The organism is Bacillus cereus group sp. BfR-BA-01360 (genome assembly GCF_022663595.1).
GTDB lineage: Bacteria > Bacillota > Bacilli > Bacillales > Bacillaceae_G > Bacillus_A > Bacillus_A cytotoxicus.
In genome coordinates, this window is record NZ_JAKUFV010000008.1 from 122,361 (window position 1) to 138,776 (window position 16,416).

Here is a 16,416-nt window from a genome sequence, read left to right on the forward strand (position 1 = left end):
CTACCTGCAAATAACGAAATAAAAGAAACCGATATTTTTCGCCAACAAAAACCATTATTCGAGCCAAGTTTTTGAAATTATTCTTATTTCAATATAAAATATAACTACATTTGTCAGAAATACGGAGGATGATATACTTGGACATTCATGTACTAACAAAGGATGAAGCAGAAATTTATTTAGAACTTCGTGTAGAAGGATTAAAACAAAACCCTGAAGCTTTCAGCTCTTCTTATGAAGATATCATTAATAAAGAATGCCCGATTGAATATAAAGCGCAAAAACTTGAACAAGATGAAAATTATACACTAGGTGCATTTAAAGACGGTAAATTAATCGGGGTTGCAACTCTAGAAACAAAACCATATGTAAAACAAGAACATAAAGCAAAAATTGGTTCTGTATATGTGTCTCCAAAAGCACGCGGTCTTGGCGCTGGACGCGCTCTTATTAAAGAATGTATCGAACTTGCAAAAAAACTCGAAATCGAACAAATTATGCTCGATGTTGTTGTTGGAAATGACGGTGCAAAAAAACTATACGAATCATTAGGATTTAAAACGTTCGGCGTTCAAGAACGCTCTTTAAAATATAATGGCCAATATTGGGACGAAGAACATATGGTATTATTCTTAGATCAAGAGAAATAGTGTAACCAAGAAAAGCACTCTCATACACATGAGGGTGCTTTTCTTGGTTACTCTTACATATCTAATTACGTATCTGATCCTATAATTTCTAATGAAATGTAAAAAGAAGTCGTACGAAACTTATAACCTCTTTGTATCCTTTTAAAGGAATTGTCCCACTCTCTAGTAAATACAATTACAGTAACAATACAAAGTGGGAGTGTGGCTACATGAAAAAAATAAGTACTGCGATACTATCCATCTTTCTTATGAGCGGCTGCGCAGCAATACAACCAGATTCAAAATCCCCCGAAAAACAAATAATGAAGATCTCAAAACCTCAAACAAGCGCACCTTCATTTTTTCACCTTAGCGTTTTAAAAGATGTGAATTGGGAGGAAAGCCCTTCGTTTGCCGAAGGAAAAATGCTCTTAAAAGGTATTGAAGGAAAAATTGGCATTGTAGATAGTGTATTTACTTCGAGTGAAGCAATGGAACATATGTGGGTTTTTCTCGATTCCCAAATACCAAATGGACAATTCTCTATTATTGCTTTAAAACAAGGGAAGACCGCTCCAACTCCCGTTATTCTTTCAAATGAAAACTCCGAAAAAATTTGGACAGCACAAAAATTACTCCAACCAGGTACAAAAGAAATGTCTCTACTTATGTCACTGCCTTCTGCTGGATTATGGGTTTTAAATGTGTATATAAATAAACAATACTATGAGCAACTTGTTATCAATGTAGAGTAATTTCTATTTCCGCAATTCGCTTCTCACACTCTTAATTACTCAAGATAATAGAACAACATTGTCATGAAGTAAAATTCATAATGCTATAAAGAATAACAACTTATTCCTTGTATTAAAGATTTCTTATCTGCTAAAAAGGAGCCTTCTTTCGTAAGAAGGCTCCTTTTTAGCATTCATAACTTGGTATTTTTTTAATTTGCGCTACTCCTGACTCAATTGCTGCTTTTGCTACTGCCGCTGCCACACTTGGCACAACTCTTTTATCAAGCGGATTTGGGATAACATAGTTTTCATTTCTTTCTTCATCCGTAATAATGTTAGCAATTCCATATGCTGCTGCTAATTTCATTTCTTCTGTAACATCCGTTGCACGTACATCTAATGCCCCTCGGAAGATACCGGGAAACGCCAATACATTATTTACCTGATTTGGATAATCAGATCTTCCTGTGCCAACAACAGCTGCTCCGGCTGCTAATGCTTCATCTGGAAATATCTCTGGAATTGGATTTGCCATCGCAAATACAATTGGCTTTTTATTCATCGCCTGTACAAGCTCTTTTGTTAATACATTTGGAGCAGATACACCGATAAAAATATCCGCCTCACGAATTGCCTCTTTTAATGATCCTCGCACATGTTCTCGATTTGTTTTCTTCGCAATTTCTATTTGTGCTGGATTCATCCATAATTCTCCCTCACAAACAATGCCTTCTAAACTTACTAATGTTATATGTTCTACTCCGGCTTTTAATAACAAGTTACCAATTGCTATTCCCGCTGATCCCGCACCATTAATGACAATTTTCACTGTATTCATTTGCTTCTTTACAACTTTTAATGCATTAATTACAGCAGCTAACACGACAATTGCCGTTCCATGCTGATCATCATGAAAAACTGGAATATTTGTTTCCTCTTTTAGACGTTTTTCAATTTCAAAGCAACGCGGTGCTGCAATATCTTCTAAATTGATTCCAGCAAATGTCGGCTCTAAATTTTTCACAAGGGTAACGATTTCATCTACATCTTTTGTTCCCAAACATAACGGAAATGCATCTACGTTCGCGAATTTCTTAAATAAAATACACTTTCCTTCCATAACAGGCATCGCAGCTTTCGGTCCAATATCACCTAAACCAAGTACAGCTGTCCCATCGGATACAACCGCCACCATATTACCACGTGCTGTGTAATCATACGCTGTCTCTTCATCGGCCGCGATAGCTTTACAAGACTCCGCTACTCCTGGTGTATATGTCAAACTTAAATCCTCTGCTGAATTTACTTCTACTTTACTCGTAATTTCAATCTTTCCTACTAACTCTTTATGAAGTAATAATGATCGCTCATTAATTTGCTTTTCTAACATCGGTATATTCTCCCCTCAATTTGACAAGCTAGCCATATCTTTCTATAGCTAGCTTGCCCGATTGTTATTTAAGAAAACATTTTTAATAAAATTGTTGCGGTTACAACCATCGCTGCGCCACCTAAACGTGTTGAGATTTGCGCAAATGGCATCAATTCCATACGATTAGAAGCTGATAAGATTGCAACATCTCCTGTTCCACCTAAGCCGCTATGACACCCTGTTACAATCGCAGATTCAACTGGATACATTTTCATAATCTTTCCAACAAAATAACCGGACATTATCATTGTTAGAACAACTGAAGCACACACAACGACATATCCAAATGAAAGAACCTCTGCTACATCTTTTAATGGAATATATAATAACCCTAGACCAACCATTAGAGGCCACGTTAAATTTTTCGAAATAAATTTATATAATTGAAATGCCCCTTGCTCCATCTTTGCTGGCATTAATCTAAAATATTTCACAATTGCTGCCGAAAAAATCATAATGATAGCGCCTGGAATTCCAATAAATTTAGAGGCAAATCCTCCAAAAATAAAGAATGTGCAAGCAATTAATAATCCTGCTCCCATTAATGAAAAATCAATTGGCTTCTCTGTATTTTGTTCTTTTAGTAATTCTGCTTGATTATCCGTTTTTACTAATACACCATTCCCGCTTAGCTCTGGCTTTTTCTCACCTAAGCGCTTCATATACCCCGCGCCAATAATTGCAAACATATTCCCGATAATCGCCGCTGGAATAAGCTGTGAGACGAATGTTGCTGATGATTCATTTAAAATATCACTATAAGCTAATGAAAGTGGTAAAATCCCTTCTCCAATTCCTCCACTTACAATTGGCACAATAATAAAGAAGAATGTTCTCTTCATTTCAAATCCAAATAATGAACCAACTAATAGTCCTACTACTACAGATGCTATCGTTCCCACCACTAAAGGAATAAACATTCGAATAAATCCTTGCACTAACACTTTTCGATTCATTCCTAAAATACTTCCTACTACTAAACAAGAAATATATAAGTATAAAAAGTTCGATTTCTTCATTAACATCGTTGCAGCTTCCATAGACGCTGGATTCATCCAATTAAAAAAGACGAGTAAGGATGGAATGAATAATGAAAGAATCGCTGGACCACCAATATTTCTTAAAATTGGAATTCTCATTCCAATATCACCTAAGAAAATCCCCATAATCATAATAACGGCAAATCCACCAATCATATCTGCAGGCAATTTCTGATATATAGATGCTCCATAAATAATAGCTGCTAGAACAAGATATAATGGCAATGGTATAACACCTATTTTAATATTCATCATTTGAGAAGCGAAAGTTTCTTGTTTTGATTCATTTCTCTCCACAAATGATACCGCTTCCATATTATTTTGAATTCCCATGTGGCACCCCCTTATATTCTTATTCCCATATTAAAACGCTTCCAATAGTAAAAATAGTTTTTGTAAGTTTTGTAACCAATTTTGTAATTAAAAAAAGTATAAGCGACTTGTAAAAGTCGCTTATACATATAGATTTATTTTGTTATGATCAATACATCTTAATTTGCTTACAGGCCTTCCCACTTGTTGATATACCATTTCATTTTCTAAAACTCCAATTTCTATTAAAAACTTCACATATTTCCGAATAGATACTCTTGAGATCCCTACTAATTGAGCCATTTCATCAGTAGTAAATGACTTGCCGTAAAGCAACTCAATTTGCCGCCAAATGAGTTGTAATGTTTGCTTTGTTAGTCCTTTTGGCAACTCTTGATTTGCATTTCCTTCTACCTTTTCCTTTTTGAGAATGAGTGTATCTAATTCAGATTGACTAATCTGCTGTTGCTCTTTCATAAATTGAAACTTCTCCCGGTATGCAATTAACGCCTCTTTGAACCTTTCAAATGTAAATGGTTTAATTAAATAATCTACAACTCCGTATTGCAGTGCCTTTTTAATGCTGCTCATATCATGCACAGCTGAAATCATCATAATATCAATTTCTTTTTCTTGATTTCGAACATACATCAATAGCTCAAATCCTGTATCTTCAGGCATAAAAATATCGAGTAGAATAAATTCCACATTTAATTTCTCTAATATTCTTATCGCTTCTTTGACAGAGTAGGCGACTGAAACTAGTTCGAATCCCCCAATCTGCTCTAAATAAGATTTATTTAGCATTGCTACCATCGGATCATCTTCTACAATTAAAACTTTAATCATCTTTGTATCTCATCCCTACTTTGTATATGGTATTTCAATTGTGATAGTTGTTCCCTTTTCTAATAATGATTGAATATGTATTTTCCCATTGATTCTCTTCATGCTTTCATTTACAAGAAATAAACCATAGCCTCGATTCTTTCCTTTTGTAGAATATCCTTTCATCAACACTGTATCAAGTCGATCTGTCGGTATCCCATGTCCTGTATCTTTCACTACAATCATTAATGTGTCTTCATAATAAATTGCAATTTGAACTCGCTTCTCTTCACAATTTGTTACCGCATCCAATGCATTATCAATTAAATTTCCCACAATCGTGATTAGCTCATGAATCATACTTTCATCAAATATATCTGGTAAATAAGAATCCTCACTTACAATGAGCTCTATATTCCTCTCTCTTGCATAGCTAAGTTTACCAAGTAAAAAAACAACAAATACAGGATTTTTAACTTTTTTCATAACACCACCAATTTCATATTGATGCTCTGATACCATACTACTCACATATTTCTGTAACTCATCATATTGCTTCATGTGTGTAAGCCCCAGTACAACATGCATCTTATTCATAAATTCATGAGACTGCGCTCGCAAAGCTTCAGCATATAATCGAATCCCTGTTATTTCTTCTGCCAATTTTCTTATTTCTGTTTTGTCACGAAAGGTTGCAATCGCACCAACAATTTCACCATCTACATATAGAGGAACCCTATTTGTAACAATCGTAACTCCATAAACATTTTGCTCTTCATGTAACTGAACTTGCCCTGTCTGTAACACTTCTTTAATACGTGAATTAGGCATATATGATTCAACATCTTTACCAATCCATTCTTCCTCAAGACTACTTTTTTTCAATAATCGCTTCGCCTCATTATTAATAAGTGTAACTCTTGCTTCTTTATCTACTGCAATAATTCCTTCTTTAACAGATTGTAGCATTGTATTTCTTTCTTCTAAAATTTTTGCAATTTCATGTGGTTCAAGGCCAAATAAAATCTTTTTAGTATGTCTGGCTAATAACACTGCCCCAATAATTCCAACTAATATTCCTATGCTAATCCCAATATAAATAATATGTCTACTTTCTTTCGTTCTCTCTTTTACATTATCAGCTGAAATCCCAACAGCAACTGCACCAACTTGCTTTCCTACTTCAGAAAATACAGGTACAAATACGCGCATCGAAATCCCTAACGTTCCTTCAGCTAAAGACACATGTTCTTTTCCCTTTAAAACCGTTCCCTCATCCCCTCCAACAAAATGATGACCGATTTTTTGAGGATTTGGATGAGATTTTCGAATTCCCTTCATATCCATAACGACAATAAACTGAACATCTGTATTTTTTAATAACCTGTTCGTATATGTTTGAATTTCAACTGCATCTCTTCTACCTGTTAAGCCTTCCAGCACAATTGGTGAATGCGCTACAATACGCGCAATTATTTTGGCTTTTTCTGCTTGGCTTTCTTCTGTCGTACGCTCAACATGGTGACTAATTAAAATATCCGTTACAAGTAAAGAAAGTACAACAACAGTGCATACCAGCAGTGTAATCGTTTTCCATAAACTTAATAACCTTCTATTTCTCATCCTTTCATTGACTCCCCTATTGTTTATCAAAATCATACTTCTTGAGATAGAAAAATAAGTAAGGCAATAACAATTTCACCTTACTTATTTCATACTATTCTAGTTTAAATTCGCTAATCATTTCTTGTAATTCTTCCGCCATCTCTGCTAAATTTTGCGCAGCTGAATGAATTTCAGTCATCGAGCTAACTTGTTCTTCAGCAGATGCTGCGATACTTTGCACACTCGCTGTATTTTCTTCTGCGGCCGCTGCAATTTCATCAATTGCATTTGTTACTTCATTCGCTTCTCTTGCCATAAGCTTAGTCGTATCTACCATTTGATTCACTTGTGAAACGATATGATTTGTCGAATCTAAAATTTCAACAAAACTTAATTTTGTTTTGCTTACAACTTCTAATCCACACTGAACCTCGTCACTTACATATCCCATTGATTGTACAGTATTCTCAATATCAGCTTTAATTTCTTTAATTAAATTAGCAATTTCACGTGATGATTCCCCTGACTGCTCTGCCAACTTTCTAACCTCATCTGCCACAATGGCAAACCCTCGTCCCTGCTCGCCTGCGCGAGCTGCTTCGATCGCTGCATTTAAAGCAAGTAAATTTGTTTGCTGAGCAATACTTTGAATAGCTTCTGAAATGACACCAATTTGTTTAGATTTCTCATCAAGACGCTTGACCATACCATCTGAGTGCGAAACAGATTCAGAAATAGAATGCATTTGTTTCGCCGTTTGGTCTACTAGTTTTTCCCCTTCACCAGCTTTTTGTCTTGTATGAGATGAAGAAACAGAAATAGCTTGTACGCTTCCTGTTAAATTTTGAATTGCCATGTTTACTTGCTGTAATGTCGCTGCACCTTCTTCAACCCCTTGACTTTGCGATTCTGCTCCGCTTGATACTTGTTCCAACGCTAATGTAATTTGATCTGTTGCATCATTTGCCTGTTGTACATTCGCTGTTAGCTCCTCAGCTGATGCGGCCACATGCTCTGATGAAAAGCTAATTTTTGAAATAACACTACGAAGAGAATCTGACATTTTATTGAATGACTGTGCTAAATTTCCTATTTCATCCTTCGAGTAAATCTTGAGCTCTTCTCTTAAATCACCTTTACTAATTTTATGTGCAGAATCCACAATTTTACGTAACGGTTTTATAATAGATTGTATAAGGAAATAAACTAAAATACTACCAAGAACAATAGAAATCATAATAACAATTAATGTTTTATAAAAGACTGGCTCAGCTGCTTGAACCACTTCCTCTGCAAACATAACCCCAACTATTTTCCACCCTGTTTTTTCATTTGTTATAAAAATTATGTTTTTGTCATCGCCTTTTTCTGTATAGGATAAGCTTCCTTGCTTTTTCTCATAAATAGGCGTTACCCAAGAATCTGTAATCTTTGAACCAGCTTTTTTTGATGGATGACTAACAACTTGTTTATTTTGATCTAAAATAACAGGATAGCCCTTATTACCGATGTCTATCATTTTAGAAATCTTTAATATGTTATCTAGATTTAAATTAATCCCTACAACACCTTTACCATCTTTCGTTTGCTTCGCAACCGTTACCACCATATTTTTTGTAGATGTTGACTGATACGGAGTCGTAACAATTACTTTTCCTTTGTTTTCAATCGCTTCTTTGTACCATGACCTTTCCGCTGGATTATATCCATCGGGCATTTGCTTAAATGGCTCTCTTATAAATTTCCCTGTCTGCGTTCCAATATAGATGCCTTCTACCTCTGGATGAAGCCTCATATATTGTGTGAATTTTGTTCTTACACTCTCTTCTTGTCCGTCCGGATATGTATCCTCAGTTAAAACATCTGCAAAGTACGCCGCATCCACATATTTCGCTTCCATATTTTGTTTAATCACACTATTTAAAACTGCGACATTTTCCTTTGCTTTTTTCGTAAGTTGTTGATCAAAATTTTCCTTGGCAGTCTGATATGATACACCACCAATAATAAGTCCAGGTATAGTTAAAATAATTAAAAATGCAAAAACTAACTTCTTCTTAATACTTGTTCCTCTAAATCGTTTCCATATATTTTGCATAATCCCCCACCTCTAGTTGAATATCAAACATCTGTGTTATTTTATATAATTAAAATCTATAAAACAATATATAATGATTATTTTTTAGAAAATTGTCAATTAAATGTTTGAAAACTATTCACTCATTTGAATAATCCTTATATATAATTGTTGCTGTTCAATATCTCTTTCTTATAAAAAAGAAGCGGAATTCAGTAGCATATATCTATACTACATTCCGCTTCTTTTTCCGCTTTTTGATGCATTCCAAAATTGAATATATATACTTGCTTGTTTATTTGAATGGTTCTAGAAAAGGATTACATGATTCTAAAACTCTTATTTATACTCGACTAAATAAGTATAAGGAGTTCATTTCTCATAAGTATCATCTGTACTCGTATCCAAAATAATTTCATCAAGTCGTTTCACGTTCATATCTTTTCTCATTCATTGAAATCGCTTGACTTCCCATTTGAACCCATGCCTGTTCAAAGTTTTTTCGTGATACGCGTATGCTCGGTTGGTTGCTAAGCGGGTCATGAATGTATACCGATTCCTTATCGTAGCCAACGAGAAGAACACAATGTTCATTGTACGTAATCGAAACATTTCCTGTCTTTGTTTTCCATATACGAAATTCATCCGCATCTAATGGGGCGTATGTTGCATTTGTAATCATCACAACAGGATTACCAGCACGTATTCTTTCATAAATCCCCTCTATATTTTCACCTGTTAAATCAACAACTTGATTCGGTAAATATTTAGTTGCTAGCTGAAAAAGCGGCTTATGATATACCCCATACCCGGGCTCAGAAAATGTATAAATGTTCCCTACAAATCCTTCATTTGGATTACCGCGCAAACCGTTATGTAAAAACGGAATTTTAGGTATTTCTTCTGCAAGTGTCATTTTATCAACTGTAACACCCGCATACTGTAACATCATCGCTAAACTTGTTACTTCACACCCTCTATCCAATTCTGGCGCTTGTCTAATGAATGGAACATGTTGTAATAATACCTTTTCTTCATTTCTTTTTTGTACATTTTGTGAAGTTGAAAAAAAGCGCTGCGTTTGATCATTTATAGAAACTGGATAAAAAGCAATATTCTTAGTCACTTCTTTATGATCTGTAATCGGCAGAATATCATTCTTATTTATGTACATACTACTGCTGCCGATGCCGACTCCAATTAAGCAAATACATTTCTTCCAATTGCGCATCATTCTTTTATTTCACGCCCTTGTTCATTCGTTAAAAACAAATAGTCTTATTGTTCTTTCGAGCTTTTCAAGTATTTTTCCTTATTGTTTATCTATTTCTTGCTCCATTCACCATTTGAATCGCTTCTTGCTTATTTCTTTTTTATGTTTCATAAATATCTTGTCCATATAAAGTAATATAATACTTTCTAGTAGCTAGGTTCACATGATAAGAAATGATGAATAAAAATAATTATGTATGATCCTCCAACTATAGAAAAAAGTAAGAAATCATGATGTTCCTGACCTCTTACTTTTTCTTTCATACTACTCTATCGTTTCAAGTGTTTCGTTCGCTCCCGCTTCTTTGAGCATATTTACGATTTCTGTAAAACCTCTTCTTTCTGCATGCTCCAAAGGCGTTATCCCTTCACGATCCGCTAAATTTACATCTGCTCCATGATTGATTAGTAGTTGCACAACTTGTTTATGATTCTCACTACCATTTCCTAACACAATTGCCTTAAGTAAAGCTGTCCATCCATCATCATTTTTATCGTTCACATCAATATCTGTACGATTTAATAGCTCTTCGACTACTTCGACATGCCCTCTCTCAGCAGCTGGAATAAGCGCTGTCCCACCAGAACGGTTTGTTTCTCTTACATTTGTTCCAGCATCAATTGTTAATCTAACAATATCGACATATCCTTCGGTACTTGCATAAAGAAACGGATTGTCTTGCTTTTTATCCTGTAATTCAATATCAGCCCCTGCCTGAATCAAAGCCTTTACAGTTTCAACATGATTGTAATATGTTGCAGCCATGATAGGTGTTTCTCCTTGGTCACCCGTTACATTTATATTCGCTCCGTCTTTTATTAACTTAATAGCAGTTTCTGTATCACCAAGCGTTGCCGAAAGCAATAATTGCTTATCCATTAAGTTCATGCTCTTTTCTTCTTTTTCCTTCTGTTTCTTTTCACTTTTCACATGAACTGGCTTCATTTCAGGTTCTTCTTGTTTATCACAAGCCACTGCTATCATTAATAATCCCAATAACATACATAATAAAATCTTTTGTTTCCTCACACTTACAGCTCCTATGAAAGATAATGTTTTTTTAACCATTCCTTCATTACATGTAATAATTCTTCTTCAATAGTTTTATCCAGAAGTCCCTTATATTCCTTCCTTAATCGAAGCATTGTGTGCTTATGTTCAGCATTTCTTAAAACATGATTCATGTTCGGAATGATATGCCACTCTGCTTTATCATGAACATGTGAAACAATTCGCTTCGCATGTTCAGGAGGCACCTGTATATCCCTTCCTCCTGTAATTGCTAAAACTGGGCATAATACTTTTTCTAAATATGAAATTACATTATATTGTAACCGTTCTCTTAACCATTTGGCATCTAATTTTATACTTTTTGTCCGACTGCTGTCTTCTTCCAAAAGTTGTACTTCCCTCATCATTTTATCATTTCTTAATTTCATATGATATGGTATTTTGAAAACCTTCCATAACCAGCTTACAAATCTAGACCATCTCTCGTTCACATGATTTTCTATTTTTGCTTCTAATATAGAATTTGCTGGTTCCACCGCACCTGCAAGCATAATGAAACCAGCAACAGACTCCTTACTATAAAGTGAAAATTTAATCAGTAGGGGGTTTTCTTCATCCCCCACTGATTATGAGCCCTCACCAATCGGGCTGTTACAGGCAGCCCTACTCCCCCCTATCTTCCTTGCTTCTTTCTAAATCTTGAGGTGGGAGTCTTACTGCCCTAAAATAGCGAGATAAACCGCTGGTGCTAGTAGCGCTCCTTCGCCATATCCTGCGATAATGATTCGTTTTGGATCTATGAGCGGATGAGCTTTTAAAAAACGAACCCACAAAGTAGCATCATCAATTAAATCTTGTATTCCTATTTTTCTATAATTCCCTTTACTTTTACAAACTCTCCGCTTATCATAACGCAACACCGCAAATCCTAATGCTGTCCAATAATAAGCTAATTCTTTATATAAGTTTACTTGTAAACATCCAACATTTCATCACGATCCAATTTTCCAGCATCACTAATCATCATAATTGCTGGATATATTTCCGCGTAATATGTAGGAATTGTTAAAGTTCCTTGAAGGGGAGTAACACTTTTGATTGTTACCAACAATTCTTTTCCCATTGTTATTCTCTCCCTATCTTTTTGAAGATAGTCGGAACAAAAATAGTTATAAGTTCTTCCTTTTACGCCTTATGTTATCGTATTAAAAGTGAAATATAGACATTCCATTTCTTCTAACGAAATGTTGTACAGTTTACAATGAATGTGCTTGGAATGAGCCTCTAACCAAAAAAGGTGTGTAGTAACTTCTACGCACCTTTTTATTCACAACCTGTAATGATTAAATCATCTTCTAATGTTATTAATAGTGTGTCCGTATTCACTTTTTGACCAACTTCTATATTTACCGCTCTTATATTTCCGCTAATACCAACTGCAACCTTTTCTAATGTCCCATCATTTTTGCGAATCATCATTAACTTTTCCCATTCATAAACATAGGATGACTCATCAACAAAAATCTCTTCTACCACTCCGATACACGGGCTATAAATTTCTTCAATTATTACTTTCATTCAAAACCTACTCCCTACTTCACACGTCTCTATTTTCTCATCTATTCTATCACCCTTGTCTTGAACAAATTATATTTTTAAATATTCTAAATAAAACTTATGAATAATGTAAAAGCGGAGTAGCCTTCCCCACTCCGCTTTTACCTCTTATACTCTAAATTTCCCTATCATCTCTTGCAATTCTTCAGCCATTTGTGATAAATGTACTGCTGCTGAATTAATTTCTTCCATTGAAGCCAATTGCTCTTCAGAAGAACCAGCGATATTTTGTACACTTGCTGCATTTTCTTCAACTGTTGCTGCAATTTCATTCATAGATGAGCTTACTTGGTTCGCATCCGTCGTCATACGTTTTGCGATTTCTGCCATATTATGAATTTGTGACACAGTATCATTTGTAGATTGTAATATTTCCGCAAAGCTTTGTTTTGTTTCATTCGCAACAACAATCCCTGATTCTACTTCTGCTCCTACTTGATTCATCGAACCTACAGTTTGTTTTATATCCGATTGAATTTCTACAACTAGTTTTCCAATTTCTGTTGAAGATTTCCCCGATTGCTCAGCTAATTTTCGAACTTCATCTGCTACAATTGCGAAACCTCTGCCATGCTCGCCTGCTCGCGCCGCCTCAATCGCTGCATTTAGTGCTAATAAATTTGTCTGCTCCGCAATATTTTGAATGACTTCAAGAATCTCTCCAATTTGTTTTGATTTATCCTCGAGCAGTGTAATTACTTTATCTGATTGCGAAACAGACTCATGAATTAATTTCATTTGTTGAACAGTCTTTTCGACTAACTTCCCACCATTTTCAGCTTTTTGTTTTGTATATGCAGACGCATTTGATACAAGTGAAGAACTATCCGCAACACGTTGAATGCCTTTTGTAACTTCTTCCAGCAACATTGCACCATCTTCAACTTCTCGATTTTGTATTTCCGCACCGCTTGATACTTGCTCCATTGCTTTTGTAATTTGCTCTGTCGCTTCACTTGCTTGCTTCACACTAGCTGTTAATTCTTCTGATGAGGCTGCTACATGGCCTGCTGACAGATTAATTTTGGAAATTAGATCATGTAGAGCTGTTGCCATTTCATTAAAGCTAATCCCTAATTGCCCAATTTCATCATTCGAATGAACACTCACCTTTTCTGTTAAGTCACCTTCACTAATTTTTTTCGAGGACATAACAAGTTGTTTTAACGGTTTAATAATAGATGCAATAATGAAATAAATTAAAACCCCACCAATTAATAAAGAAATACCTATTACAGTTAATGTTTTGAAAAAAATTGGTGCAGCTGCTTGAATGATTTCTGCCGAAGGCATAATACCTACTATTTTCCACCCTGTTTTCTTATTTGTTTCAAAAATTACATTCCGTTCTTCACCGTCTTGGACAAATTTGAAATCTCCTTTTTCTTTTTGATACAGCTCTTGTATTGCTGAGTCTTCTAATTTTTCACCCGGCTTTTTCGTTGGATGTGCCACCACACGTGTATCTTGATCAAAAATTGCTACATACCCTTGCTTACCGATATTAACCATTTTTGAAGTATTTACAATATCATTAATAATTAAATCAATACCAAGAACACCACTTTTATCCTCATTTTGTTTTGCTAATGTAATCACTATGTTTCCTGTCGTTTTGGATTTATATGGAGCTGTTACAATTACCTCTCCGTTTTTTTTCACCGCCTCTTTATACCAATCTCTTTCTGTAGGATTATATCCTTCTGGCATTTCAGTAACCGGTGATTGAATAAACTGCCCATTATTAGATCCAGTATAGATGGCCTCCAATTCTGGATGTAACTGATTATATTCTTCTAATTTATTCTGTATATTTTGAACTTGATCCCCTTGATAACTCGCTTCGGTAAATAATTTTGTAAAATATTCAGCATCTACTTGCTTCTTATCTAGTTCTTTATTAATGACATTATTTAAAATTTTTATGTTATCTTTTGCTGTTTCCAAAATTGTATCATTAAAATTTGTTTTCGCTTGTAGATAAGACGTCCAACCAATTACAATACTTGGAAGAACCAAAATGATAATATATGATACAAGTAATTTCGTTTTTAAACCTATTCCTCTCAATTTCTTTTTTCCTTGTTCCATTTCTCTGTCTCCTTTATATTTTGTTCATAGATATTTCGTGATAGTATCCATTTGTAAAAATGATGACATAATTAAGTCTTACATATATTTTTAATTCTATATAAAACGAATAATGAAGACAATATATAAGATTGTCTATTTTTTTAATTTTCAACAATACAAAAAGAGCTTCTGATACGTGACCCAGAAGCTCTTTTTGTATTATTATTGTTTATCGTTCCTTTGTTCTTCTAACACTTGTACAGGAAGCTGCTCCTTTACTACTTTCTCCACCGCATCTTTTCCTGCGAAACTTTCTAATAGTTCTTTTAAGTCAATACCAGAAGAAGCTTTCAATGTTTCTTGCATCGTTGCCATTAAGTCTGTTGCATACCCTGCAACTTTTCCAGCACCGCTGTTTTTTCCACCACCGCCTGTATCAACAACTGTAATCTTATCAATATTACTAAGCGGACTCGCAATTTCTTTCGCATAGCTTGGAAGCATTTTCAGAACCATATCCATAATTGCTGCTTGCCCATATAATTCAAATGCTTCGGCAATTTTTTGTTTTGCTTCTGCTTCCGCTAAACCTTTTAGTCTAATAACATCTGCTTCTGCAGTACCTTGTGCTTTTTCAACTTCTGCCTTCGCTTCCCCTTGCGCCTTTTCAATTTCTGCTTTTGCTAACCCTTCTACACGCACTTCTTCAGCCCGTGCTTTTGCTTCCGCTTCAATCTTATATTGATCTGCATCCGCTTTTTTCATTTGTCTTACTTTTTCTGCTTCTGCCGCTTGCTCAACTGCATAACGATCTGCATCTGCTTTTTTCTTTACTTCAGCATCATATTGTTTCTCACGACGAGCAATTTCTTTTTCTTCTAATTCAATTTGTTTTTCACGCTCAATAATTTTCACTCGCATTTGTTCTTCTGTTACATTTTGTTGTGCTTTTGCTTGCTGTAATTCATAGGAAAGATCCGCATCCGCACGAGCCTGCTCTTGTTCTTTCTTATATGATTGCACTTTTAACTCTTTATACTTTTCTGCTTCTGCAATTTGAGCATCGCGTTGATATTCAGCTTCTTTCGCTTCCTTTTCAGCACGTGCTTTTTCAATGCGCGCTTCTTTTTCACGCTCTGCATTTGCAATTTGAGCATCACGCTTAACAGTTGCAATTTGCGGTTGACCGAGTGCATCTAAATAGCCATTTTTATCTGTAATTTCTTTAATTGTAAAAGAAACGATGCGAAGTCCCATTTTCTTTAAATCTGAAGACGCTACTTCATGTACTTTCTGTGCAAATTGTTCTCTATTACTATATGCATCTTCCACCGTCATCGAGGATAAAATCGCTCGTAAATGCCCTTCTAATACTTCTTTTGCCTCCACTTTTAACTCTTCTGTTTCTTTTCCTAAATATTGTTCTGCTGCCGTTGATACTTCTTCAATTGTTGAGCCTACTTTAATAATGGAAACACCATTTACAGTAACTGGTACCCCTTGTTTTGTATACGTATCACGCGTTCCAACTTCTAATTTATAGTTTAATAAACTAAGAGGTTCTGCACGCTGCATAATTGGTACAACAAAAGTACCTCCACCACGAATAATTTTAATTTTCTTTCCATCATCCGTCGTCACAACATTTTTACCACCGCCAAGCCAGTTTCCTGTGACAATTAAAGCTTCATCTGGACCAACGGTGCGATATTTCGTGATAAATACTAAAATAAGCAAAAGTAAAATTGCGAGTAATACACCACCAATAATTAATGGAATCAT

Annotated in this window: 15 protein-coding genes; 2 read left to right on the forward strand and 13 right to left on the reverse strand. The window is 35.1% G+C overall.

Annotation, left to right across the window (positions count from 1 at the left end; all coding sequences use genetic code 11):
• The first annotated feature begins 137 nt into the window (after positions 1-137).
• Both MR056_RS10065 and MR056_RS10070 read left to right on the forward strand, forming a co-directional pair.
• Positions 138-650: a GNAT family N-acetyltransferase gene (locus MR056_RS10065; RefSeq protein WP_011983610.1), complete on the forward strand. Its 513-nt coding sequence runs from the start codon at positions 138-140 to the stop codon at positions 648-650.
• Positions 651-859: 209 nt separating this feature from the next.
• Positions 860-1,384 carry a DUF4871 domain-containing protein gene (locus tag MR056_RS10070; protein ID WP_011983609.1) on the forward strand — a complete coding sequence of 175 codons (525 nt, stop codon included), beginning with the start codon at positions 860-862 and terminating at the stop codon, positions 1,382-1,384.
• Between the two features lie 166 nt (positions 1,385-1,550).
• On the opposite strand, the gene MR056_RS10075 is transcribed toward MR056_RS10070, so the two are convergent.
• The 13 genes from MR056_RS10075 to MR056_RS10135 all read right to left on the reverse strand — a co-directional run bounded on the left by MR056_RS10075 (position 1,551) and on the right by MR056_RS10135 (position 16,416).
• Positions 1,551-2,756, reverse strand: a complete 1,206-nt coding sequence (locus MR056_RS10075) for an NAD(P)-dependent malic enzyme (RefSeq protein ID WP_048723277.1) — start codon at positions 2,754-2,756, stop codon at positions 1,551-1,553.
• 68 nt (positions 2,757-2,824) lie between these two features.
• Positions 2,825-4,171 (reverse strand): 2-hydroxycarboxylate transporter family protein, encoded by a 1,347-nt coding sequence (locus MR056_RS10080; RefSeq protein WP_048723280.1) that lies wholly within the window; start codon positions 4,169-4,171, stop codon positions 2,825-2,827.
• 120 nt (positions 4,172-4,291) lie between these two features.
• Complete coding sequence (locus MR056_RS10085) at positions 4,292-4,999, reverse strand: response regulator (protein WP_048723282.1); 708 nt, start codon at positions 4,997-4,999, stop codon at positions 4,292-4,294.
• Positions 5,000-5,014: 15 nt separating this feature from the next.
• Complete coding sequence (locus tag MR056_RS10090; RefSeq protein ID WP_242136551.1) at positions 5,015-6,601, reverse strand: sensor histidine kinase; 1,587 nt, start codon at positions 6,599-6,601, stop codon at positions 5,015-5,017.
• Between the two features lie 94 nt (positions 6,602-6,695).
• A complete protein-coding gene (locus MR056_RS10095; RefSeq protein WP_048723284.1) occupies positions 6,696-8,681 on the reverse strand; it encodes a methyl-accepting chemotaxis protein in 1,986 nt (661 codons plus the stop codon).
• 397 nt (positions 8,682-9,078) lie between these two features.
• Positions 9,079-9,894, reverse strand: coding sequence for a C39 family peptidase (locus MR056_RS10100; RefSeq protein ID WP_087097688.1), 816 nt, complete (start codon positions 9,892-9,894; stop codon positions 9,079-9,081).
• A gap of 303 nt (positions 9,895-10,197) precedes the next feature.
• The gene (locus MR056_RS10105) at positions 10,198-11,001 is read right to left on the reverse strand and encodes an ankyrin repeat domain-containing protein (RefSeq protein ID WP_087097686.1); all 804 of its coding nucleotides are present in this window, start codon (positions 10,999-11,001) and stop codon (positions 10,198-10,200) included.
• Positions 10,974-11,567: an alpha/beta hydrolase gene (locus MR056_RS10110; protein ID WP_087097684.1), complete on the reverse strand. Its 594-nt coding sequence runs from the start codon at positions 11,565-11,567 to the stop codon at positions 10,974-10,976. Before MR056_RS10110 ends, MR056_RS10105 begins: the two co-directional genes overlap by 28 nt.
• Positions 11,568-11,657: 90 nt before the next feature.
• A complete protein-coding gene (locus tag MR056_RS10115; protein WP_087097682.1) occupies positions 11,658-11,861 on the reverse strand; it encodes an alpha/beta hydrolase in 204 nt (67 codons plus the stop codon).
• A 50-nt stretch (positions 11,862-11,911) separates the two neighbouring features.
• Complete coding sequence (locus MR056_RS10120) at positions 11,912-12,067, reverse strand: hypothetical protein (protein ID WP_157671218.1); 156 nt, start codon at positions 12,065-12,067, stop codon at positions 11,912-11,914.
• A gap of 200 nt (positions 12,068-12,267) precedes the next feature.
• A complete protein-coding gene (locus tag MR056_RS10125; protein WP_011983601.1) occupies positions 12,268-12,522 on the reverse strand; it encodes a biotin/lipoyl-binding protein in 255 nt (84 codons plus the stop codon).
• Between the two features lie 147 nt (positions 12,523-12,669).
• Positions 12,670-14,652, reverse strand: a complete 1,983-nt coding sequence (locus MR056_RS10130) for a methyl-accepting chemotaxis protein (protein WP_011983600.1) — start codon at positions 14,650-14,652, stop codon at positions 12,670-12,672.
• A gap of 204 nt (positions 14,653-14,856) precedes the next feature.
• A complete protein-coding gene (locus MR056_RS10135; RefSeq protein WP_048723287.1) occupies positions 14,857-16,416 on the reverse strand; it encodes a flotillin family protein in 1,560 nt (519 codons plus the stop codon).